At 39.8% G+C, this 24,233-nt stretch carries 21 protein-coding genes; 11 read left to right on the forward strand and 10 right to left on the reverse strand.

All coding sequences use genetic code 11. The annotated features are described in order from the left end of the window. The first annotated feature begins 22 nt into the window (after positions 1 to 22). The 7 genes from F886_RS00635 (at position 23) to F886_RS00665 (ending at position 8,798) form a co-directional block, all read left to right on the forward strand. The gene (locus tag F886_RS00635) at positions 23 to 1,474 is read left to right on the forward strand and encodes an aldehyde dehydrogenase (protein ID WP_005299359.1); all 1,452 of its coding nucleotides are present in this window, start codon (positions 23 to 25) and stop codon (positions 1,472 to 1,474) included. An 81-nt stretch (positions 1,475 to 1,555) separates the two neighbouring features. Then, positions 1,556 to 3,442, forward strand: coding sequence for a feruloyl-CoA synthase (locus F886_RS00640; RefSeq protein WP_171067760.1), 1,887 nt, complete (start codon positions 1,556 to 1,558; stop codon positions 3,440 to 3,442). 75 nt (positions 3,443 to 3,517) lie between these two features. Further along, positions 3,518 to 4,657 carry an acyl-CoA dehydrogenase family protein gene (locus F886_RS00645; protein ID WP_005299365.1) on the forward strand — a complete coding sequence of 380 codons (1,140 nt, stop codon included), beginning with the start codon at positions 3,518 to 3,520 and terminating at the stop codon, positions 4,655 to 4,657. 81 nt (positions 4,658 to 4,738) lie between these two features. Beyond that, complete coding sequence (locus F886_RS00650; RefSeq protein WP_005299367.1) at positions 4,739 to 5,989, forward strand: OprD family porin; 1,251 nt, start codon at positions 4,739 to 4,741, stop codon at positions 5,987 to 5,989. 57 nt (positions 5,990 to 6,046) lie between these two features. Beyond that, complete coding sequence (locus F886_RS00655; protein ID WP_005299370.1) at positions 6,047 to 6,583, forward strand: DUF3237 domain-containing protein; 537 nt, start codon at positions 6,047 to 6,049, stop codon at positions 6,581 to 6,583. A gap of 40 nt (positions 6,584 to 6,623) precedes the next feature. After that, positions 6,624 to 7,013, forward strand: coding sequence for a PaaI family thioesterase (locus tag F886_RS00660; RefSeq protein WP_005299373.1), 390 nt, complete (start codon positions 6,624 to 6,626; stop codon positions 7,011 to 7,013). Between the two features lie 33 nt (positions 7,014 to 7,046). Beyond that, positions 7,047 to 8,798: a tannase/feruloyl esterase family alpha/beta hydrolase gene (locus tag F886_RS00665; protein ID WP_005299376.1), complete on the forward strand. Its 1,752-nt coding sequence runs from the start codon at positions 7,047 to 7,049 to the stop codon at positions 8,796 to 8,798. Between the two features lie 73 nt (positions 8,799 to 8,871). Here F886_RS00665 and F886_RS00670 read toward each other — a convergent pair whose 3' ends face one another. From F886_RS00670 to gudD, 4 genes are all read right to left on the reverse strand, one after another. Beyond that, positions 8,872 to 9,585, reverse strand: coding sequence for a FadR/GntR family transcriptional regulator (locus tag F886_RS00670; RefSeq protein ID WP_005299379.1), 714 nt, complete (start codon positions 9,583 to 9,585; stop codon positions 8,872 to 8,874). Between the two features lie 241 nt (positions 9,586 to 9,826). Next, positions 9,827 to 11,413: an aldehyde dehydrogenase (NADP(+)) gene (locus F886_RS00675; protein WP_005299382.1), complete on the reverse strand. Its 1,587-nt coding sequence runs from the start codon at positions 11,411 to 11,413 to the stop codon at positions 9,827 to 9,829. Positions 11,414 to 11,443: 30 nt separating this feature from the next. Further along, the gene (gene kdgD, locus F886_RS00680; protein WP_005299384.1) at positions 11,444 to 12,355 is read right to left on the reverse strand and encodes a 5-dehydro-4-deoxyglucarate dehydratase; all 912 of its coding nucleotides are present in this window, start codon (positions 12,353 to 12,355) and stop codon (positions 11,444 to 11,446) included. Between the two features lie 269 nt (positions 12,356 to 12,624). Then, complete coding sequence (gene gudD / locus F886_RS00685) at positions 12,625 to 13,959, reverse strand: glucarate dehydratase (RefSeq protein WP_005299387.1); 1,335 nt, start codon at positions 13,957 to 13,959, stop codon at positions 12,625 to 12,627. 284 nt (positions 13,960 to 14,243) lie between these two features. Between gudD and F886_RS00690 the strand changes: the two genes are divergently transcribed. The 3 genes from F886_RS00690 to F886_RS00700 all read left to right on the forward strand — a co-directional run bounded on the left by F886_RS00690 (position 14,244) and on the right by F886_RS00700 (position 18,248). Further along, on the forward strand, positions 14,244 to 15,608 hold the full coding sequence (locus tag F886_RS00690; RefSeq protein ID WP_005299390.1) for an MFS transporter: 1,365 nt from the start codon (positions 14,244 to 14,246) through the stop codon (positions 15,606 to 15,608). Between the two features lie 72 nt (positions 15,609 to 15,680). Next, positions 15,681 to 17,228, forward strand: a complete 1,548-nt coding sequence (gene garD / locus F886_RS00695; RefSeq protein WP_005299392.1) for a galactarate dehydratase — start codon at positions 15,681 to 15,683, stop codon at positions 17,226 to 17,228. 123 nt (positions 17,229 to 17,351) lie between these two features. Further along, positions 17,352 to 18,248 (forward strand): DMT family transporter, encoded by an 897-nt coding sequence (locus F886_RS00700; RefSeq protein ID WP_005299394.1) that lies wholly within the window; start codon positions 17,352 to 17,354, stop codon positions 18,246 to 18,248. 15 nt (positions 18,249 to 18,263) lie between these two features. Here the strand turns inward: F886_RS00700 and F886_RS00705 are convergent, their stop codons facing one another. After that, entirely contained in the window at positions 18,264 to 19,334 is a 1,071-nt protein-coding gene (locus F886_RS00705; RefSeq protein WP_005299397.1) for an AraC family transcriptional regulator, read from the reverse strand. A gap of 129 nt (positions 19,335 to 19,463) precedes the next feature. Here F886_RS00705 and F886_RS00710 point away from each other — a divergent pair, with 129 nt between their 5' ends. Further along, positions 19,464 to 20,924 carry a coniferyl aldehyde dehydrogenase gene (locus tag F886_RS00710; RefSeq protein ID WP_005299400.1) on the forward strand — a complete coding sequence of 487 codons (1,461 nt, stop codon included), beginning with the start codon at positions 19,464 to 19,466 and terminating at the stop codon, positions 20,922 to 20,924. Positions 20,925 to 20,978: 54 nt separating this feature from the next. On the opposite strand, the gene fliP is transcribed toward F886_RS00710, so the two are convergent. Genes fliP through F886_RS00735 form a run of 5 tightly spaced genes read right to left on the reverse strand, consistent with a single transcriptional unit; the run spans position 20,979 to position 24,230 of the window. Next, a complete protein-coding gene (fliP, locus tag F886_RS00715; RefSeq protein ID WP_005299402.1) occupies positions 20,979 to 21,707 on the reverse strand; it encodes a flagellar type III secretion system pore protein FliP in 729 nt (242 codons plus the stop codon). Then, complete coding sequence (locus tag F886_RS00720) at positions 21,700 to 22,017, reverse strand: hypothetical protein (RefSeq protein WP_005299404.1); 318 nt, start codon at positions 22,015 to 22,017, stop codon at positions 21,700 to 21,702. Before F886_RS00720 ends, fliP begins: the two co-directional genes overlap by 8 nt. Before the next feature lies 1 nt (position 22,018). Then, the gene (locus F886_RS00725; RefSeq protein WP_005299407.1) at positions 22,019 to 22,333 is read right to left on the reverse strand and encodes a FliM/FliN family flagellar motor switch protein; all 315 of its coding nucleotides are present in this window, start codon (positions 22,331 to 22,333) and stop codon (positions 22,019 to 22,021) included. A gap of 3 nt (positions 22,334 to 22,336) precedes the next feature. Next, the gene (locus tag F886_RS00730; protein ID WP_005299410.1) at positions 22,337 to 23,071 is read right to left on the reverse strand and encodes a flagellar motor switch protein FliM; all 735 of its coding nucleotides are present in this window, start codon (positions 23,069 to 23,071) and stop codon (positions 22,337 to 22,339) included. 1 nt (position 23,072) lies between these two features. After that, entirely contained in the window at positions 23,073 to 24,230 is a 1,158-nt protein-coding gene (locus F886_RS00735) for a flagellar hook-basal body complex protein (RefSeq protein WP_005299412.1), read from the reverse strand. Positions 24,231 to 24,233: the final 3 nt, after the last annotated feature.

Here is a 24,233-nt window from a genome sequence, read left to right on the forward strand (position 1 = left end):
TGGCAATGTAAGGACACAACCCATGCAAAATGTACAGTTACTTATTCACGGTCAATCTGTTGATGCATCAAATCAGGCAACTTTTGAGCGTATTAGCCCCATTGATGGATCAGTGGCAACTAAAGCTGCTGCTGCAACATTGGAAGATGTTGATCGTGCAATAGACTCGGCACAACAAGCTTTTAAAATATGGTCGAAACTCTCGCCTACGGAACGTCGCTTACGTTTATTAAAAGCAGCCGATTTAATGGACCAAAAGACTGAGCAATTCATTGAAACTGGAATGCAAGAAACAGGTTCAACTGCAACATGGTATGGGTTTAACGTTCACCTTGCTGCCAACATGTTACGTGAAGCCGCAGCCATGACCACACAAATTGACGGAAGCCTCATTCCGTCAGATGTGCCGGGCAATCTTGCAATGGGTGTGCGAGTTCCTTGTGGTGTGATTGTTGGCATTGCGCCTTGGAACGCCCCTGTGATTTTGGCAACACGTGCGCTTGCTATGCCTTTGGCTTGTGGTAACACGGTAGTGTTAAAAGCATCGGAAGCCTGTCCAGCAACACATCGTCTCATTGGTGAAGTATTACATGAAGCAGGTCTTGGTGAAGGCGTGGTGAATGTGATTACGCATGCCGCTGAAGATGCACCACAAATCGTGGAGCGCTTAGTGTCTCATCCAGCTGTGAAGCGCATTAATTTTACGGGTTCAACCAAAGTTGGAAAAATTATTGCCGAGACTGCTGCTAAATATTTAAAACCAGTTTTACTCGAACTCGGTGGCAAAGCCCCTGTCGTGGTTTTAAATGAAGCTGACATTCATGAAGCTGTAAAAGCAGTCGCTTTTGGAGCATTCTTTAATCAGGGTCAAATCTGTATGTCGACCGAACGTGTTTTGGTTCAAGACAATATTGCTGACCAATTTATTGAAAAACTGATTGAAAAAACCCGCGCTATTCGGGCAGGTAATCCAACCTCAAAAGACAATGTACTCGGTGTTTTAGAAAGTCGACGTGCTGCAAACCGTATTCAACATTTGCTGGAAGATGCTCAAAACAAAGGTGCTGACTTACCTTTAGGCATTCATATTGAAGACACCACCATGCAACCGACGCTGGTGCTCAATATTAAACCTGACATGCTGCTTTACCGCGAAGAATCATTTGGGCCTGTATGCACAGTTCAACGTTTTTCAAGCATTGAAGAAGGCATAGCACTGGCAAATGACAGCGAGTTCGGTCTTTCTTCAGCAGTGTTTAGCCAAAATATTTCGCAGGCATTAGAAGTCGCTCAGCAGATTGATTCGGGTATTTGTCACATTAACGGCGCAACCGTACATGACGAAGCTCAAATGCCATTTGGCGGAACAAAATCGAGTGGTTACGGACGTTTTGGTAGTAAAGTCTCTGTTGCCGAATTTACCGAACTACGCTGGATTACCATTCAAACCCAATCACGTCATTACCCGATTTAGTCAGGCTAATACGAATACCAACATACTAAATAAAAATTGCATGATGCAAAAAATAAAGCGCAGTGATGCGCTTTCCATGGAGTGAAAGAAATGCAAATGAATGCCACTCAATCACAAGACCGCGAACGGTTCGTAAAATTAGGGCAACATGATATTCATTATCACCATAAAGATGACACGCTCTATATCAGCCCAAAAGAGCAATTAAAACCGTATCCACAAAAACTGACAGATCGGTTAATTCATTTTGCACAAACCAAACCCGACCATATTTTTGCAGCAAAACGCAATGCTCAAGGCGAATGGATCAAACTGAGTTATGCAGAAGTTCTACAACGCGCATGGCACATTGCTCAAGCTTTGCATGACCGTAATTTAAGCCAAGAACGACCACTCATCATTTTAAGTGGTAATGATCTCGAACATTTAATACTGTCTATGGGTGCCATGCTGGCGGGTGTGCCTTTCTCTGCTATTTCCCCTGCCTACTCTCTTATTTCTCAAGACTTTGGCAAACTCAAACATGTGTTTGAAGTACTTACCCCTGGCATGGTCTATGCCAGCGATGGACAAGCCTTTGCTAAAGCCATTCAAGCATGTATTACACCTGATATTGAAGTGGTGACCAATAAAGGAATTGTGAGCGATCAGATTTGCACATCTTTTCAGTCGCTATTAGATACACCAGTTTCAAATGTTCAAGAGTTTTATCAAACCCTTGATGAAAACCAGATTGCTAAATTTCTATTTACGTCAGGTTCAACCAAATTACCTAAAGCTGTACCAACCACGCATTTAATGTTGTGTGTTAATCAGCAAATGTTATTACAAACTTTCCCTGAGTTTGAAGAAACACCACCTGTCCTACTCGACTGGCTGTCTTGGCACCATACGTTTGGTGGCAGTCACAATGTCGGCATCGCACTCTATAACGGCGGTACCATTTACATTGATGATGGCAAACCCGTTGCAGGAAAATTTGACGAAACTATTCGTAATCTCAAAGAAATTTCTCCAACCGTTTATTTAAATGTGCCAAAAGGTTGGGAAGAACTCACAGAAGCTTTAGAAAAAGATGAAGAATTAAGAGACCGCTTTTTTGCCAAAGTTAAAATTCTATTCTTTGCAGGTGCAGCGCTTTCCGAAGCGGGCTGGAACAGACTTGATAAAATTGCTCAGCAACATTGCGGAGAAAAAATTCGCATCATGAGCGGCTTGGGTATGACCGAAACTGCTCCCTCTTGTGCTTTTACCACTGGTCCACGCGTAATGGCTGGCTTTATTGGCTACCCTGCTCCGGGATGCGAAATTAAGCTAGTGCCATGTGGTGACAAACTAGAGTTTTGTGTTCGTGGCAAACATGTCATGAAAGGTTATTGGCGTTTAAAGGCAGACCAACAAAGCACTGTGTTTGACGATGAAGGCTTTTTCCATACGGGCGATGCTGTTCGTTTAGTCGATATCAATGATCCGACCAAAGGCTTGATGTATGATGGACGAATTGCCGAAGACTTTAAACTCAATACAGGCACTTTTGTGAATGTGGGCACACTACGCAATAAAGTGCTCATTCAAGGTAATTTACTGGTTCAAGATGTCTGCATTACAGGTTCAAACCTAAATGCGGTTGGCTTTTTGATTTTTCCAAAACTAGATGCTTGTGCTCAACAAGCTGGCCTTAAGCTGGGCGAACATTCTCCAGCAGAGATACTACAGCATCCTAAAGTCCAGCAATGGTTCCGCCAATTTTTAACCACTTTTAATAAAGATGCGACTGGTAGCTCAAATACAGTCTCAATGCTTTATTTAATGACCGAGCCACCTCAACTCGATGCAGGTGAAGTGACTGATAAAGGCAACCTCAATCAAAGCAATATTACCAAGCGTCGTGCAGCTTTAATTGATGAGCTTTATCAAAAGCAGAATGATAACCCGCTGATTATACGGGTGCCTACCTTAAAGCAATAAGCAATTGAAATAGAAAAGGAAGCTCAAACTTCGGTTTGGGCTATAGCCTCACTTTTGCCTAAAAAAAGGTTCAACATGCCACACGATACAGAATTTGAACTATTTCGGGACAGCTATCGCAGATTCTTAAAAGAACAGGTTGCTCCGTATTACGAACAGTGGGAACACGATGGCCTGATCCCACGTGATCTATGGCTTCGTCTTGGGGAAAATGGCTTTTTGTGCGTAGATGTGCCCGAAGAATATGGCGGCTATGGCGCTCCTGTTCATTATTCTCTCATGCTAGTTCAAGAAACTGCTCAAGCTGGCTTTGCATCTTTGGCTGTTGCAATTGGCGGGCAAAATGAGCTGGTTTCTCCTTATCTGCAAAATATTGGAACTGAAGAGCAAAAACGCTATTGGTTACCGAAAATGGTGACTGGTGAAGTGGTCACCGCAATTGCGATGACCGAAGCCAATGCAGGCTCAGACTTACAGGCCATACGGACTCAAGCCGTTTTAGAAAATGATCACTATCGTGTAAATGGTTCAAAAACATTTATCTCAAATGGTTTACATGCCGACCTGATTGTTCTTGTGGCTAAAACCAATCCTCAAGCCAAAGCAAAAGGCATTTCGATTCTTTTAGTTGATGCTGCTTTAGACGGCGTTAAAAAAGGCCGCTCTTTACAAAAAATCGGACTACATGCCCAAGATACTGCCGAACTTTTTTTTGATGATGTCTATGTTCCGGCAACCCAGCGTTTAGGTGAAGAAGGACAAGGCTTTGCCTATTTAATGCAAGAGTTACCGCGTGAGCGTTTAAGTATTTCCATGATGGCTTTGGGGTCAATTTTAGGTGCCATCGAAATCACCACAGACTATGTGCTGGAACGTAAAGCTTTCGGGCAACCTTTAAGTCAAATGCAAAACACACGGTTTGTGCTCGCAAATGCACAAATCAAAGCGAAAGCCGCCCAAGCTTTTGTAGACCAATGTGCAGCGCTGTATCAACAACACCAGTTAAGTGTCACTCAAGTTGCCGCACTGAAATGCTTTATCACCGATGTCCAATGCGAAGTGATTGATCAGTTACTTCAACTTTTTGGCGGCTACGGTTACATGCAGGAATACCCGATTTCACGCTTTTTTGTGGATGCACGGGTACAAAAAATTTATGGGGGAACCAATGAAATTATGAAGGAAATCGTGGCCCGAGAACTGCTCGGAAAATAATTTGATTTAAAAACCAAATAAGGCAGACAGAACAACCATGCCTTGTTGAAAACAAGAAATGATATTTCAGGAAGAAATGCTATGTCGAAATTATGGATGTACTCTACCCTTATGCTTTCAGGTTCAGTGTGGGCTGGCAGTTTTATTGATAACAGTTCAGTAGAACTCACCACGCGAAATTTCTATTTTGACCGCGACTACCAAGAGCAATCTGCCTACCCTGCTGCCAAGGATTGGACACAAGGGTTTATTCTCAAAGCCAATTCAGGTTATACTGAAGGGACTGTCGGTTTTGGGCTGGATGTGCTTGCAACGGCGGGTTTTAAACTCGATGCCGACGCAGAGCATGGAGGTACAGGAAACTTACCTAGAGACACGCGCACCAATGAACCTGCCGACTCTTATGGCGAAATTGGGGTCACAGCAAAAGCCAAAATGAGCCAGACCGAACTACGCATTGGTACTTTAATGCCGATGAATCCTGTTTTAGTAGCTTCGCCTGCTCGCTTGTTACCTCAAACTTATCGAGGAATTTCACTGACCAGTAAAGATATTAAAGATTTTGACTTACAGGCAGCCTATCTCGATAAAGTGAATCATCGTGATTCGACCAACTATGAAAAAATTAAAATTTCAGGAGTGAATGGACGGTTTAAAAGTGCGGAAACTGATGGACTCTATTATTTAGGTGGGAACTATCAGCTTGATCCAACAATCAAACTCACTGCGTTCTATATGGATGTTGATGATCTTTATAACCAGACCATGGTCGGTGCCTTACACCAACACAAAATTAATGACACTACTAATCTTAGCTCGCAGTTACGGTACTACCGCAGCCGTGATGACGGACAAGCGAAGGCTGGTTTAGTCGATAATGATCTTTATCATGCTCACTTTGAATTAAAACATCAAAACCATAAATTTATTTTTGGTACTTTCCAACATCACGGCGACACCGCATTTCCGTATTTGACTGGAGGTGAAACTGGCCTACTTATTGATACATGGCCGGGCGAGTTTTTAAACCCAAAAGAAAAAGCCTATAGCTTCCGCTATGAATATGACTTTAAAGATTACGTTCCAGGTTTACGTTTCATGACCCGTTACACCACAGGTCACAATATTTATGCACCCAACTTAGGTGGCACCAATCTAAAAGAACGCGAAACCGACTTTGATTTAGGCTACACCGTTCAAAGTGGCTGGTTAAAAAATCTAGGGCTACGCGCGCGCTATGCAATGTATGACAACAACATGCTCTCCACTGCCAACATCAAGCCTGTAAACGAAACCCGTATCAACATCGACTACACATGGAAATTTAAATAATTCAAAACAAGAGGTTCAGTTACACATAGAACCTCTTTTTATTTCGAGAAATTCATCATGAAGAAAGTTGTAACGCTACTCTGTGGAATGAGTCTGATTGCCCTGACTCATGCCGAAACTCAATATAGCCCACCGCCCATTCAGCTAGAGCCTTTAGCAAAATTTAGTGTGGATTTAAATGCGCCTGTTTGGGAATTAGGCACAACTAGTGATGCTGGTAAACGCCGAATTATTCCCATTACAGGTGGGACATTTGAAGGGAAATCACTTAAGGGCCGCATTTTAAATAATGGTGCAGATTGGCAAATTGTCGACAGTAAAGGGCTGGCCATTATTGATACGCGATATTTGTTAGAAACCGATGACGGTGCTCTCATTTATCTTCAAACCAAAGGTTACCGACATGGCTCAGCAGAAACACTAAAACAGCTTGCTCAAGGCAAAGATGTCGACCCGAAAAATTACTATTTCAAAATTACCATGCAGTTTGAAACCAGCTCACCTAAATACTCATGCCTTAACCAGACCGTTGCGGTAGGTAGTGCAATGCGCTTGGGCAAAGCGGTTATTTATGATGCCTATACCCTGAAATAATAATTTTTATAACACCAACAAAAAGGATGGACCCTTAACTATGGATCAAAAAATTTTAGAACACTTACCCCCCATTCATCACCATTTGGGTGGACACAATATTCATTGGAATGACAAAAACACTGAACTCACCATCCACTACACGGCGCTAGAAAGCTTTACCAATCCACGCGGTACCGTTGAAGGTGGCATGATCTGCGCCATGCTCGACGACGTGATGGGGCTTTTTGCATTTCTTGCAAATGACAGTAAACCCGCCACCACAATTAACTTAACGATGGATTTTTTAAGACCCTGTGCCGTTGGCGAAGTCCTTACAAAATGCCGATTCATTAAACAAGGCAAAACCGTACTGAATCTCGAAAGTGAAGCTTGGCAAAACAACAAAATGATTGCACGAAGCACAGCTAATTTTCTGGTTTTAGATTAATTGCAAACATTCATTCAATAAGGATATGAATAAATGAATTACACCAACAATAAACGAATTTTGACCCACTCCGCTTTAGTACTTGCCATGCTTGGTGCTTTGACAGGCTGTGGAAGTGATAGTGATGACACAACGTTTCCCTCAACAACCAAACCACCGCAGTTGTCTCCTGCTATGGGCGTAAAAATGACAGGAAGCTGTACGGACTTACTCGGATTTCAATACAACAATACGGTCATTAGCTCAGCTACCCTTCAAGAAGCAGGCACCTTGACTGTCGCCAACAAACCGATTGGCGCTCATTGTTTAGTCAAAGGTTATATGGACCAACGTGTAAGCCCTGTTGATGGACAAACCTATCAAATTGGTTTTGAAATGCGCCTACCGGTTGACTGGAACGGCCGTTTTCTCTATCAAGGCAATGGTGGAACCGATGGTAACTTAGTGCCTGCAACAGGTCAGGTCGGCAGCGGTGGTCCCCTGACCAATGCTCTACATGATGGTTTTGCTGTTATTTCTTCCGATGCTGGACATAATGCTTCACAAAATCCAATGTTTGGTCTAGACCCTCAAGCCAGAATTGACTACGGTTATGGTGCAATTACCAAACTCACGCCTATGGCAAAAAACCTAATTAAAGCCGCATATGGTAAATTGCCAGACCGCTCCTATGCAGGCGGTACATCTAATGGTGGGCGTCATGCCATGATTGCCGCAACTCGTTTAGGCGACCAATATGATGGAATTTTAGCAAGTACACCGGGTTTTCATTTACCTCGTGCAGCCGCGGCTCAACTCTACACAGCGCAGCAGCTTCGTCGTGTCGCAACAGATGAAAATGACCTAAGTACCGCTCTTACTCTTCCAGAGCGTAAAGTTTTAGCAAAAGCGATTTTAGATCGATGCGATGCTCTAGACGGTGTTGCAGATGGACTGGTTCAAGATGTCGAATCTTGCCGTAAGGCTTTTGATATTCACAAAGATGTACCCGTTTGCTCAAGCACAAGAGATGGTACTTGTTTAAGCACCGAACAAATTGATGTATTAGCCAACATTTACCGCGGCCCTATAAATTCGGCTGGACAAGCGCTCTATGCAACCCAACCTTTTGACCCCGGTTTAGTGGGAAGCAACTGGGCAAGCTGGAAATTCGAATCTTCGGTGGGAACAGCACGTGACCCCGTTGCCGTTGGCATTCTTTTTCAGGTTCCACCAGACCCAACCGTGACTCAAAATTCTAGACAATTTGCCTTTAATTTTAACTTCGATACCGACTATCCAAAACTATCGGCAACCAATGATGTATACACAGAAAGTTCGATGTCTTTCATGATGCCACCCGATGAACTTAATCTAGATAAACTCCGTAATCACGGTGGAAAAATGATTGTGGTACAAGGCACAGCAGATGGCGTTTTCTCTGTAGATGACACCCAAAATTGGTACGATCAACTACTCCAACACTATAAAAATGATGCAAAAGGTATAGCACCTGAATTTGCACGTTTCTTTAGAGTTCCGGGCATGAACCATACCCGTGATGGCATTGCGACCGATCAATTTGATGCATTGACTGCTTTAGTCAACTGGGTTGAATACGGGCAAGCACCTGACAAAATCATTGCGACCGCACGCGGCGCAGGTAACCCAAGTGGTCAAGTGAATACTGAACTTCCGCAAGATTGGGCACCAGACCGTACCCGCCCACTTTGCCCTTACCCACTGATTGCCCGTTACAACGGTCAAGGCGATAGCGAAAAAGCTGAAAACTTTAGCTGTAAATAACACCCTATAAAATTAAAAGAGAGCTTAAATAAGCTCTCTTTTTATCTTACTCTGCCTAATCTTAGCTCAAGCTTTACTGCTTAAATTTTTTAATACTTTTAGACAGATGAGCTCGCATCATTTGTCGGGCCAATAAACCGTCCTGATCCACAATTGCATTATAAATATTGACATGATCATGGTGAACCGCTTTTAAATATTCTTCACGGTTTTCAGGGCTCTGCTCAATAGATTTTAAGCGTGCACGCGGAATAATTTTTTCACCCAGATACTTTAAAAAATCAACGAAATATTGGTTTTCAGAAGCTTCAGCAATGGCAATATGGAAATCATAATCAGCTTTTACTGTGCCATCATTTGCATCTGATGAAATATGGCGTTCAAAGTCTTGAAGTGCAGCTTTCATTTTATCGATGTGGATTTGCTTACGGCGCTCAGAGGCTAAAAAAACAGCTTCAGACTCAAGGCTAATTCGAAGCTCAAGTAAAGAAACAATATCGTTAATCGTTTCTAAACTGGCATTAGATAGCAAAAAATTCTGTTCAATAGTCTGCTCTTTTACAAAAGTACCAATCCCGTGACGAGTTTCGACAAACCCTAAAGAGCGCAACTCAGTGATTGCTTCTCGAATAACAGAACGGCTTACTTCAAAAGTTTCAATTAATTCAAGTTCGGTCGGAATTTTCTCTCCAACTTGGAAGTCTCCAGACTGAATTTTTTCGATCAGTTGTTCTACAATAATCTGGCTTAGTTTTTTTGTTGATCTAGGTTTAATTGCACTAGACATAATCTGAAGAACTCATGAAATGTTGAAAAAATTAGAAAATTCATTTTACTATAAACTTAGACGATAGTCATATTCGGTTTTTATGCCTCTAAGCTATTAAAATTAAAATATTTTATCCTCCTTATCAAACACTCACATATATTTAAAAAGTGAGCAACTTGTGCTTATTTCAATATTTAATAATGCGTTGAATAAGCTAAAAAATATGCAGCTCAATACCTTTGATTAAGCTGCACAATTTTTAAATTTGAGTCTGAGTTAACTGCCCATTGATCAAACGAGTAATCTGTAGCGGATTACTGTCTTTTAGTGCATCAGGTAATAATACTTGTGGCGTATTTTGGAAACATACCGGACGTAAGAAGCGTTCAATTGCTCCCGTACCTACCGAAGTTCCGCGTGCATCACTGGTTGCAGGGAAAGGACCACCATGTACCATCGCATCAGACACTTCAACTCCTGTCGGGAAACCGTTAAACAATACACGGCCAGCTTTACCAGTTAGCAAATGAAGAAGTTCGCCTGCTTCGGACAACTCATTTTCATCACCAATAATCGTTGCCGTGAGCTGTCCACCTAAAGCCTCGATCCCTTTTAACAAAGTCGCTTCATCCTCCACGCCAATCACAATTGACATCGGCCCGAAAACTTCATGTTGTAGTTTTGGGTTGCCTGACAGTAAAACAGATTGGTCCGCTTTAAATAGATGTGCTTTTGCTTGAGAAACTAGCTCGGCCTCTTGACCTGTCGCAACTACTTCAAAACCAGATTCACTGTTTAGAGCATCAATACCTTGACGGTAGCTTTTTAAAGTTCCTTCATTCAGCATGACCTGAGGCACAGCTTTTTGCGTGCTTTCAGCTAAAGCTGCTACGAAACTGTCAAATTCAGGTCCTTGTACACCTAAAATTAACCCCGGTTTTGTACAGAACTGACCACATCCCATATTAAATGAGGCAACTGTATCTTGTGCAATCTGTTCACCACGAGAGCTCAGCGCTTGAGATAAAACCACTACAGGGTTCACACTCGACATTTCAGCAAAGAATGGAATTGGCTGAGGACGGCTCTGCGCAAGGTTATAAAGTGCCATTCCGCCTTCAAGAGAACCCGTAAAACCAGCTGCCTGAATCAGTGGATGTTCTACCAAGTTTGCGCCAATACGGCCGCCAAAAATCATGTTAAATGTGCCTTTAGGCATATCACAAACTTCGATTGCTTGTTCAATGGCTTCTGCAACAAGCTCAGCAGTTGCCATATGTCCAGAGTGTGCTTTAAAGACAACCGGACACCCTGCTGCTAAAGCAGCTACGGTATCACCGCCTGCTGTTGAAAATGCAAGTGGGAAATTACTCGCGCCAAACACAGCAACCGGTCCTACCCCAACTTTATATTGACGCAAATCAACACGCGGTAAAGGCTTACGTTCTGGCAATGCCACATCAATACGAGCACCATAAAAATCGCCACGGCGTAAAAGTTCAGCAAACAGTAGAAGCTGACCAGTAACACGGCCTGTCTCTCCTTTAAGACGAGCAAGTGGTAAGCCTGTTTCAAGTGAAGCGACTTCTTGTAAGTTCGCACCTAATGCTTCAATTTGGCGAGCAATTTCTTCAAGAAAAGAGGCACGTTGCTCTTGAGAAGTTTGGCTATAAACTAAAAAAGCGTTATGTGCAGCTTGAGCAGCTTGATCCACTTCGTCAAGGGTTGCCTGACTAAATACATAACCTGTTGGCTGATAGTCTTTTGCAGCTATACTTTCTAGAGCTGGTGCATTTGTAGCAACGCGTTGACCATTAATAAACTGCCGACCATTATTTTTACTCATTTTAAAGCTCCAATACCTAAACAGTTAGAATTATTGCGGACCAAGTGTCGCAATGAGAGTAGCCAAATCTTCATAGTCTGCATGAGTTAAATCACTTAATGGTGGACGCACTGGACCTGCGTCGTGCCCAACAATTTTGGCACCTGCTTTGATCATACTTACCGCATAACCTGATTTACGGTCGCGAATTTTAATCAATGGCAAGAAGAAATCTTTAATCAAACGATTGGTTGTTTCAAAGTCATCACTGCGAAGCGCGTTATAAAACTCCATTGCAGTCTTTGGAATAAAGTTAAATACAGCTGATGAATAAACTGGGCAACCTAGGGCTTTATATGGCGCTGCAAAAACTTCTGCTGTTGGCAGGCCACCTAAATACGACAAACGATCACCCATAGTTTGGGTCACTGCCGTCATCATATCGATTTGACCAGAGCTATCTTTAAAGCCAATTAAGTTCGGACACATCTCGGCTAACTTTTGGATTGAATCGAGATTTAATCTTGAAACGCTACGGTTATAAAAAATTACGCCAAAGTCTACTGAGTTACATACTTGCTTAACGTGTTCGATCAAACCTTCTTGGCTTGCTTCAGTTAGGTAATGCGGCATTAACAAAATACCGTGTGCACCTAAGCGCTCTGCTTCTTTTGCCTGTTCAATCGCCTGACGTGTCGGACCACCTGCCCCAGCAATAATCGGTACACTACCTTTACAAGTATCGACAGCTGTTTTAATCACGTCAGAGTATTCACTTCCAGTTAACGAGAAAAACTCACCTGTACCACCCGCAGCAAATAATGCACTTGCACCATAAGGCGCTAACCATTCAAGACGTTTTGCATAAGAAGATTTGTTAAAGTCCCCATTTTGGTCAAAGTCAGTAACCGGAAAAGAAAGAAGGCCATCAGAAACAATGTTTTTTAACTCAAGAGCATCCATTAGAAAATATCCATACATGTTTATGTTGTCAGACATCTTACATCATAAATTTTATTTTAATCAATATATTTTTCCTCTGGGAATCTAAAATTTTTAAAAAGATAAAAGTTCTTTATCAAAAATCACTTAACTATTTGTTTTATAAAATATAGTTAAAATTTCTTAATTTTATAGCTAATCTTTAGACATAAAAAAAAAGCTGCCCGTATGGACAGCAAAGCATTAAGAAAACTTAAAAAAGCGAATTTTTCAAAGATATCGATAAAATATTAACGAACCAAACACGGCTTTTTATTATTAAATGACCAGTTTGGTATTAAAAATTGCATCGCATCGGCATCATTACGAGCTCCTAAACCTTTTAATTTATAGAGCTCATGGGCTTGATTAATTCGGTCCCAGTCCAGTTCAACACCAAGTCCCGGTGCTGTTGGCACCTGAATTTTACCGTCTTTAATTTCAAGCGGCGCTTTCGTTAGCTGATCTGTACCTTCTTGCCAAATCCAGTGTGTATCAATTGCCGTAACGTTACCTACAGCGGCGGCAGCAACATGGGTAAACATGGCCAGTGAAATATCAAAGTGATTATTAGAATGCGAACCCCACGTTAAGTTATACATATTGCAGAGCTGTGAAACTCGAACCGAGCCTTCCAATGTCCAAAAATGTGGATCAGCCAAAGGAATATCAACGGCTTGCAATTGAATACTATGTGACATTTCTCGCCAGTCGGTAGCAATCATGTTGGTCGCAGTGGGTAAACCTGTGGCACGTTTAAACTCGGCCATAATTTCACGGCTTGAATAACCTTGTTCTGCACCGCACGGGTCTTCTGCATAGGCCAACACGCCTTTAAGATGTTTGCCTAAAGCAATTGCTTCATCTAAAAACCATGCTCCGTTTGGATCAAGCGTCACACGTGCTTCTGGAAAACGGCGAGCGATAGCTGTAACAGCTTCAGCTTCTTGTTCTCCGTGTAATACACCACCTTTTAATTTGAAGTCTTTAAAACCGTAACGGTCATAAGATGCTTCTGCTAAACGCTGCACTGATTCAGGTGTTAACGCTTTTTCATGGCGGACTTTGTACCAGTCATGGTTCAGATGTGGTGAGGTCGCATAATCAAGAGATGTCTGTTTGCGATCACCAACAAAGAATAAATATCCTAAAACCTCAACTTCACTACGTTGCTGACCCTCACCAAGTAAACTTGCGACATTCACATTTAAATGCTTACCAAGCAAATCAAGCAATGCCGACTCATAAGCAGTTACAACATGAATTGTGGTCCGTAAATCAAAGGTTTGGTTGCCTCGTCCGCCACTGTCACGATCAGCAAAAGTTTGCTGAATTTTTTTAAGTAGATTTTTATATTCACCAATCGGTTGGCCTTCTATCAAGGCTTTAGCATCATTTAATGTCGCTAAAATTTTTTCTCCGCCCGGAATTTCGCCTACCCCAATATTTCCAGAGTTATCTTCGATAATGAGTATATTACGAGTGAAATAAGGTCCATGAGCACCACTCAAATTGAGCAGCATGCTGTCATGTCCAGCAACAGGAATTGCTCGAATTGATTTAACGATAGGTGTAGAGGTCGCCATTAAAATACTCCTTGGCATTCTGATACTATTTTTTCATCACCAAAACTTATAAGACATCAGACAACTTGTCAATATAAACCCGCATAAAAATTATTTTTCGGCCCCACTTGCCAAAATAATATTTTTAATCATATGATGTCATACATCTAAAGACGCGGTTTTAGAACTAGGACTATAGAGTAGATACAAAATTCCGTTTTCTCATCTATTCTATCGATGAATTTGACATGACGTCACCTATTTCACGGATATGCAAATAGGTCGATTATTAAAAGAGTTTGTATATGGATAATCTGCAAACAAATCTTGCTGCTGTAAATCAGCAACGAGCGAAGCATAATAAAACCCGCTATTACATTTTAGCGATGATTTTTTTAGTTACTTCATTAAATTACGGTGATCGGGCAACACTTTCTATGGCTGCTGCCCCGATGTCTCAAGAGCTGGGATTAAGCTCAGTGACCATGGGATATATCTTCTCTGCGTTTGGCTGGGCTTATGTTATTGGCCAAATTCCAGGTGGCTGGTTACTCGACAAGTTCGGTGCTCGAAGAGTTTATTTCTGGAGCATCATGCTCTGGTCTTTTTTCACTATTCTCTTGGGTTTTGTTGATATTTTAGGTTCTATTCCTCTCATTATCGCCTCATTATTTCTTTTACGTTTTTTGGTTGGATTATCTGAAAGCCCAGCATTTCCAGGAAATAGTCAGATTGTAGCAGCATGGTTCCCAACCAAAGAACGTGGGACCGCCGCAGCAATATTTAACTCAGCTCAATATTTTGCAACTGTCATATTTGCACCATTCATGGGATGGCTGGTTGCCCATATTCATTGGCAATCTGTGTTTTGGATTATGGGTGGACTAGGTATTGTGATTGCTTTTATCTGGTTAAAAGTCATCTATAGCCCAGAAAAACACCCTACTATTAACACAAATGAGTTCAAATATTTACAAGCAGGCGGTGCTATTACTAGCATGGGTGAAAATCAGCTTAAAGTTGCTGATGAAAACAACAAGATGAATTTTAAAAATATTAAAAAGCTGCTTTCTTCTCGTATGCTTCTAGGTATTTTTATCGCTCAGTATTGTATTACCTGCTTAACCTATTTCTTTCTAACTTGGTTCCCTGTCTACCTTGTAAAAGAACGCCACATGTCAATTTTAGAAGCTGGTTTTGCGGCTGTATTACCGGCACTTTGCGGATTTATTGGTGGCGTATTAGGGGGAGTAATTTCCGATAAACTTATCAAGATGAACAAGTCTCTAACCTTTTCCCGTAAATTTCCCATTATTTTTGGCATGTTGTTATCAACCAGTATTGTGGTTTGTAACTATGTCGATTCGCAAACAGCCATCTTGTTGTTTATGTCGCTCGCCTTTTTTGGCAAAGGTTTTGGTGCATTAGGTTGGGCAGTGATGTCTGATGTTGCACCGAAAGAAATGGTTGGTTTGTCGGGTGGATTATTTAATACCTTCGGCAATACTGCAGGCATTGTTATCCCTATTGTGATTGGCTATATCATCAACTCGACAGGTTCTTTCAATGGTGCACTGGTTTTTGTAGGTATACATGCAGTCATCGCAATTATTTGCTACCTCTTTATGGTCGGTAAAATCCAGCGCTTTGAGTTAAAACCTACGTCTTAAAAATGCTTCGCTATAACGCTTAAACGAATTATGCGTTATAGCCCTCTCTTCAAATGTATACAAGGAACGATCATGCTGAAGCCTCTCCTCATAAAAATTAGTCCTGTCGATAATGTAGCCATTGTAGTGAATGACGGCGGTTTACCACCTTCTACACATATTGAAGAATACCACCTGACCTTGGTTGATCATGTGCCACAGGGACATAAAGTTTTATTAAAGTCATTAAAGCAAGGTGAAGCAATTGTTCGTTATGGGGAAATTATTGGTTATGCCAATAAAGATTTATCCGCAGGCTCATGGGTAAATGAAGCCGTTACCCAAATGCCTGAGGCACCTGAGCTAGATGATCTTGAGTTAGCAACTCGTCCTGATCCAAAGCTCCCTACGCTTAGCGGATATACATTTAAAGGTTATAAAAATAAAGATGGCAGTGTCGGCACAAAGAATATTTTAGGTATTACAACCAGTGTTAACTGTGTTGAAGGTATTGTCGATTATGTCGTTAAAATTATTGAACGTGATTTACTTCCAAAATATCCAAATGTAGATGGTGTAGTCGGATTAAACCATTTATATGGTTGTGGTGTGGCAATCGATGCCCCCGCTGCAATTGTTCCTATTCGTACAATTCATAATCTTGCACTCAACCCTAATTTTGGTGGAGAAATTATGGTTGTGAGTCTAGGCTGCGAAAAAATGCAACCCGAACGACTTTTAAACATTCCTAAAGAAAACAAATATATTCCTCTAGCAAATGAAGATATTATTCAGTTACAAGATGAACGTCATCATGGTTTTGAAAGTATGGTGAACCATATTTTAACTGTGGCAGAACAACATCTTGAAAAGCTTAATCAACGTACTCGAGAAGAAGTTCCAGCTTCTAATTTAGTTGTAGGCATGCAATGTGGTGGGAGTGATGCATTTTCTGGAGTCACCTCTAACCCTGCCGTTGGTTTCGCAGCTGACCTGATTGTGCAATGTGGCGGTACAGTCATGTTCTCTGAAGTTACGGAAGTCCGCGATGGTATTCACCTACTTACTCCACGTGCAGCAAATGAACAAGTTGCCAAAGATCTAATTCGGGAAATGAAATGGTACGATGACTACTTAGCAGCAGGCCAAGTAGACCGAAGTGCCAATACCACACCGGGTAATAAAAAAGGTGGACTGAATAACATTGTAGAAAAAGCGATGGGATCAATTGCCAAATCGGGTCGCTCACTGATTGTAGAAGTTCTCGCACCAGGCCAAAGACCGACAAAAAAAGGATTAATTTTTGCGGCAACCCCTTCGAGTGACTTTATCTGTGGTACGCAGCAAATGGCATCTGGTATTACTGTTCAAGTATTTACCACAGGCCGCGGTACACCCTACGGGCTAGCAGCAGTGCCGGTCATTAAAATGGCAAGCAGAAACAATATTGCAAACCGTTGGTATGACCTGATCGACATCAGTGCTGGTGATATTGCCATTGGGAAGAAAACTATTGAAGAAGTGGGCTGGGAACTTTTTGAACTGATTTTACAAGTGGCGAGTGGTGAACAACAAACGTGGTCGGACCGTTGGGGTATTCATAACTCACTTGCTGTATTTAACCCCGCACCTGTGACCTAATCAGATTTAAAAGATGAGGACACCCCTCATCTTTTCACATTCTAGTTATTAATTACGACACATTTCACCAAAACTTAACATCGCTGCTAAAATAACATCGAAAATTAAGAACTGTATTTCTCTATGCAAAATCAGACTGCTCAAAATCTCCCCTCAACTCAACTTGGAAAAGCATTGCTTTGTCTTATGACATCAGCATTATTATTTTCCATTATGGGGGTGTGCATTCGTTTTGCTTCACAAACGGTAGACAACGCGACCGTCGTATTTTTTAGAAATGCTGTCGGCTTATTTATTTTTATTCCGATGCTGTTTAAACAGGGTTTAGACTTCGTTAAAACCGATAAACTCTGGATGCACACTTGGCGAAGTCTAGTGGGTCTTGCTGCAATGTATGGTTTTTTCTATGCCATTGCGAACTTAAAACTATCAAATGCCATGGTTTTTAGTTATTCATCTCCTATCTTTATTCCACTGATTGCATGGCTTTTCTTAAAAGAAAAAATTACCAAATCGATGATTTTTGCTGCTGTTATTGGGCTCGTTGGGGTTTTATTTGTCGCCAAACCCGACCAAGGTCTATTTAACGCATTGTCTTTTATTGGCTTGGGTGCATGCTTTTTATCAGCAATGGCTTTTGTGACTGTAAGAGCTTTAACCAGTACAGAGCCGCCTGAGCGTATCGTTTTTTATTTCTGTATTTTTGGTAGTTTGATTTCTTCTATTCCAATGTTTTGGCATTGGCGTATTTTCACTTGGCATGAACTAGCATTACTCATTGCCGCAGGACTTTTAGCTAATATTAGCCAATTGTTTATGTCTTATGCTTATAGCCTAGCGCCAGCAGGACAAATTGGCCCCATGAATTACATTGCCATTATTTTTGCAGGGATATGGGGATTTGTTTTTTGGCATGAATTACCGGATCTATTCAGTATTATCGGTATATTTATTATTTTATTTGCGATTTTGCTCTGTAATCCATTTTTGCAGAAAAAGTTACTTTCTCGATTTAAATAACAAACAAACCTTAATCTAATTTAGGTACTGTATTCGATACTCATTTGGTGAAATACCTGTCCAGTGACGATAGGCTTTTCTAAAATTAGAGGTATCTGAAAAGCCAATTCTTTCAGCAATTTCGTCTACGGTTAAAGTTGTTTCTCGCAAATATTCATCCGCAAGACGGCGCCGAGTTTCATCTAATAACTCCTGATAGGTTAAATTCAACCCTGCTAACCGACGATGTAAGGTCCGCTTTGACATATGTAAGCGTTCGGCCATTTCTTGAGCTGATGGAAAAAGCCCTGTCCCATCCAATAATATTAAACGGATTGTTTTCACCAACTCAGGCTCCTCAAGTTCAGCAGCACCTAGCATCCGCTCACAAAACGATTTACACATATCAGCGGTAATCGGGTTGGCATTTGGGCAAGGTACATCGAGCCACTTCAAATCAAAGTGCCATTGCATCACCCCAGCATTAAACTGAACAGGACAATGAAACACTTTTTCATATTCCTCCGCATAGTCAGGCGCTGGGTATGGCAATAAAAGCTTCTTCGCTTGAAATGGTCCTTCAAGCACGCGTTCAATTAAGGTTTGCATGGAGCTAAACCAAAACTCGCACACTAAAGGTAGAAGCTTACCCAGTGCAATAATGTCCTGCCCTTCAAAAATGGCAACATCATCTCGAATATAAAAAGACTTCTTTAAAATAGGTCCTGCAAGCTTAATGTGTCGGATGCCAAGCTCAACTGCTTGTCTAAAATTACGCGAAGAATATAGCGCATAACCATACACCCCAAAATCTGACAGCCGCTGCTTTTGTCCTGCGCGTAGTCCAATTAAAGGATCGTGAGATAGTTTTTGTATATTTTGAAATAACTGAATTTTTTGGACTTGAGAAATATATAAAGAGGATTGATTCATCGTATCTGGCGAAATATTTGTGCCAGATAGAACATTTGATATTGAATGGCCTTGCAACCCCATTTCATCAAATAAACTGGTCAAACCCAGCAAATATGTATTGGCACCTAAGAGTGTATTATCATAATTTTCTTCAATAACACTATTTGCATTTTTATAAAGATTTTTAGGCATTTAACTCACACCATCCCTAGAGTGACGTGCATAATGGCACTAAACTACCTCTTGTTGTCTCAATTTAACATCGACCATACGACGCTTCAAGCATAAAGTATGATAAGCAAAAGTATGGAAGGAATAATAATGGAACAGTCCACCTTAAAAGAATATAGCGGCTCTGCCACTGAACATATGGAACTTATTTTTTCCAAACAACGTGCCAATTTTGAGGCAGATCCCTACCCGAGTCTTGAGGCACGCCGCACAAAGCTACATCAACTCAAAAAACAAATTATTCGTTATCAAGATGCTTTAGCTGCCGCGATTAATGCTGACTTTAGTTCAAGATCACTTGATGAATCCAAATTACTCGATTTGCTTGGCTCCGTGTTGGAAGCCGATCATGCGATTCATCATTTACGCCGCTGGATGCGTCCAAGTAAACGCCGTACCGAGCTTTTATTTTTATCAAACCGTTTAAGTGTGCAATATCAGCCTAAAGGTGTGGTTGGTGTGATTGTGCCTTGGAACTTTCCTGTTTATTTAGCGCTTGGCCCCCTGATTGCTGCTTTAGCTGCGGGCAACCGAGTCATGATTAAGCTGCCTGAAATTACCCCAAATACCAATGCAATGCTACGACGCATGTTAGCTGAAGTCTTCAATGAAGATGAAGTAGCAGTGTTTGGTAAAGAAATTACAGACCCAGCAAGATTTACCTCGTTGCCATTTAACCATATTGTCTTCACTGGCTCGCCTGCGATTGGCAAAGTCGTCATGCGAGCTGCTGCTGAAAATCTAACACCTGTTACACTTGAGTTAGGTGGTAAATCACCTGCAATTGTAAGCAGTAACTACCCGCTTGCCGATGCTGCAAAACGTATTACTCATGGTAAAGCAACCAATAGTGGGCAAATCTGTGTAGCACCTGACTATGCGTTGGTTCCGAAAGAAAGTATTGATGAATTTGTAGATGCTGCGAAATCAAGCTTTATAAAAATGTTTGGTCAAAACATTACAACCAATGAGAATTACACATCGATTGTAAATGACCGTCATTTAAAACGTATTCAAGATATCTTGACCGATGCACAAGAAAAAGGTGCTCGAGTTATTCCTTGCGATACTTATAGTTTTGACCAACAAGGTCGCAGGATGCCTGTACAGATTGTGCTGAATTGCACACCAGAAATGCGCATTATGAAAGAAGAACTCTTTGGCCCTATTTTACCTGTGGTGGCTTATGATTCTTTAGATGATGCAATTACCTATGTGAAATCGGATGAACGACCTTTAGCACTTTACTTCTTTACACATAGCTCGGTAGAACGTGATCGTATTTTACGTGAAACTCATTCGGGTGGCGTGACCATTAATGATTGGGGTTGGCATGTAGTCAACCATGATGCTCCTTTTGGTGGTATCGGAAACTCAGGCATGGGGTCATATCATGGCGAAGAAGGTTTCCGTGAACTGTCACATGCAAAAACTGTATTTATACGTCATCGGTTTTTTCCGACTCAGCTTTTCCATCCTCCTTATGGAACATTCCTACAGAAGTTAGCGATTCGCTTCTTCTTAAAAAAAGGCGATCCAAATATTAAGTAATCATTATAGAAAAAGCCTCGTAACGAGGCTTTTTCCAACTTTAGAAAATATCTTTTAATGAGTACTTTTAATCAGCACTTCAAAAAGAAGACTCCACCCATCAATTAATAGAAAAAGAAGTAATTTTATAGGTAATGAAATAGTCACTGGTGGAACCATAATCATGCCTAAAGACATAAGTATAGAAGCAACGATAATATCTACAATTAAAAATGGTAATAAAATTACAAATCCTATTTGAAAAGCAATCTTGAGTTCACTCAACATAAAAGCAGGTATTAATTTAATTGGTGAAATAGCAGCTATATCATTTGGAAGTGAGGACTTGGACAGCTCATAAATTAATTTAATATCTGATTGATGAGTTTGAGTAATCATGAAAGCCTTTAAAGGTTCCCACGATTTCATAAAAAAGTCTTGCAATGATATTCTATTTTCAAGATAAGGTTGAAAGGCTGTATTATTAATTACTTCAAATGAAGGGCCCATCACAATCATCATCAAGAAAAATGATAATAAGATTAATACAATATTGGGTGGAGTTTGTTGCAATCCTAAAGCTTGCCTCATGATTGACAATACAATTACATTTCTAATAAATGTAGTTGTCGCTATCATTGCTAGAGGAATAAAGCTTAAAAGTGTTAAAGAAACAAATGTTGATGTTGGATTCATTAAGTTAGCTATATCAACTTGCTTAGAACTTTCTTGAGCAAAACAACTTATGCTTAAAAATGAACAGAGCAAAGCGATTAATACTTTACTTAATGATTGATTATACATTAGTACTCTGCTCATCATTTGAGACTTTATTTTCAATGCGCTTAGGAACATGTGTAACAGAAACTTTTTGATCTGATTCAACAATAATCACATCATAATCTATTTTATCATAGATATATAAAGTGGTTTTCGATGATATTTTTTGGACTTCCAATTTACGATTAAGCACCGAATTTAGCTCAAATTTTGAAATAATTTTCTTTTTGAAAAAAAATAAAATTAAATAAGTAGCTAACAATAGTATTATCGTAATTCCCAATACATATAATATATATTCAGAGGAAATTATATTGTCTTGCTTAAACATCATATCAAAGACTATTTACTATTTCAGTAACTTGAAAACCCAATACATCGTCAACAGCAACAAGCTTTCCATATGCGATTAAACGATCTTTAAGATAAAGCTTTAAAGGCTCTTCAACTGACTGATCTAATTTAATAGTACTGCCTTGTTTCAAATTAAATAAATCACTTACAGTTAACTTTACACTCCCCACTTCTACAACTAATTCAACTTCGACATGATCTACTATAGATAGTTTATTTTCTAATAAGTCTTTAGAGCTTTCATTATTCTGCCCATCTAAACTAGGTAAATTTATATCATTGATCTGTGTTGTCACTGTCTATTTCTCTTCTTTGGATCTTAACAAAACTGCTAATTGATTTTCCGATTGCCCTAAAAACCCCACAGCCACTTCCTTATCTCCACTCATTACATTGAATGGCTCAAAAATTGAATGTTTCGATTTAATAACATCACCTACTTGTAAATCAAGAAAGTCAGTTATTGAAAGTTTATCTAATGAAAAACTAATAGATAATGAAGTAACTTCATTGTTAATAGTAACGGGGTTTAAAATATTATCTGCAACTAATTGATCTAACTGCTTATTATTTTTAAGCACATTAGAATCTAATATTAATTCAACACTACCAAAATCTAAATTAATTTCAATAACAACAGGAATTCCTAAAAACTTTATATCTGTTATATTTTTCAATTCAGTAATATCTTTTTTATTATTATCAATTTTATATAGTAAATCAGATATTGCATTCTCAATTAAAAAATTTGATATATTATCTAAAGGAAGACAACTTCCCATTTCTCTAAAAAAAAACTTCAAAAAATCATTTGGGCTTTTTACCAAAAAAAATACTGAATTTATTTCATCTATAGCAAAAACGCCATTATTAGTTACAAAACTTTGATAATAATCAGAAAAGTTTTTAAGAAAAATTGTTGGTTTCTTTTCACGCTCTATCCAATCTTGACACCAATTATAAATTGGCTCGTTAATCTTATTAATTAACTGCTCTTTTTGTTTCTTAGTTAAAAAACCTAAAGCATATTGCATCTTAGCCACCACGAGATGAATTATAAAGTTGCTCTAACATTTCATTAGCCACATTCATCACTTTTGAACTAGCTTGATATCCCCTTTGAATAATTAAAATATTACCAAACTCCTGTGCTAAATCGATATTAGCTAATTCAATATATCCACCTTGTATTTTTCCAAAATATTCTAAATCAGGTTTACTATATTTGACATTTATATTTTCAGGTTTATGAAAAAAGGCATTTTGATCTTGCACAAGTTTTGTTTCATCAGAAAAGTTAGCTAATCCGACAGCTTGATTTGTTTTTTTCTTCTGACCATTATTGTAACTTAATTCAAGAACACCATCTTCACCAAAATTATAGCCTATAATACCAGCTCTAGGCCCGCCATCAGTCGCTGTAGCTTGTATATTACTACTACCAACTGAAACTACACTGACTCCACCTAAATCTAGCTTTATCTTTTGCTTACCACTATCAAAATCTAGATCAACATCTAAAAACTGTTCTTGTACAGTGCCAGCTAAAGTAAAACTTATGACCCCCGTATTTAATGTTTTATTATTTTCATCAATTACGGTATATGACCACTTACTACCGACGGTTGTTGTGCCACCAGTTTGTTTTTCAAAATTAACAGTTAACTTTCTTAAAGAACCTGTTGCATCATAAATATTAACATTACTTAACTTATACGGAGTAGTCTCAGATGTACTTAAGGTTCCATTAATATCAAGTATAGTAGTTTGTGTAGGTGGCAAAGATAAATAATTATTTATATTAATCTCAACTAAACTTTCTCCATCAAATCCCATAACATGGTAAGTACCAGACTGATCAACTAAACTCCCCTTTTCATCAAATTTAAATTGACCAGCTCTTGTATAAAAAACATCTTGTTTAGAGTCCTTTAATATAAAATATCCTTTACCATTAATATATAAATCCGTTTGATTACCTGTTTGTTTGGAGTCACCATTTTTTGTTCTAGTACTTGTACCCTCATAACTCACACCCAAACCTGAACCATTATTATTTTCAACATCTTTTAAAAAACTATCTTTGCCCTTATATCCAGGTGTATTCATATTACTAATATTTTGAGAAACAGTGTTTAATTGAGTAGAAAATGCAATTAAACCACTTACACCATTAAAATGTGCTTGAGTCACTTA

This window comes from Acinetobacter sp. NIPH 542 (assembly GCF_000369825.1).
Taxonomy (GTDB): domain Bacteria; phylum Pseudomonadota; class Gammaproteobacteria; order Pseudomonadales; family Moraxellaceae; genus Acinetobacter; species Acinetobacter oleivorans.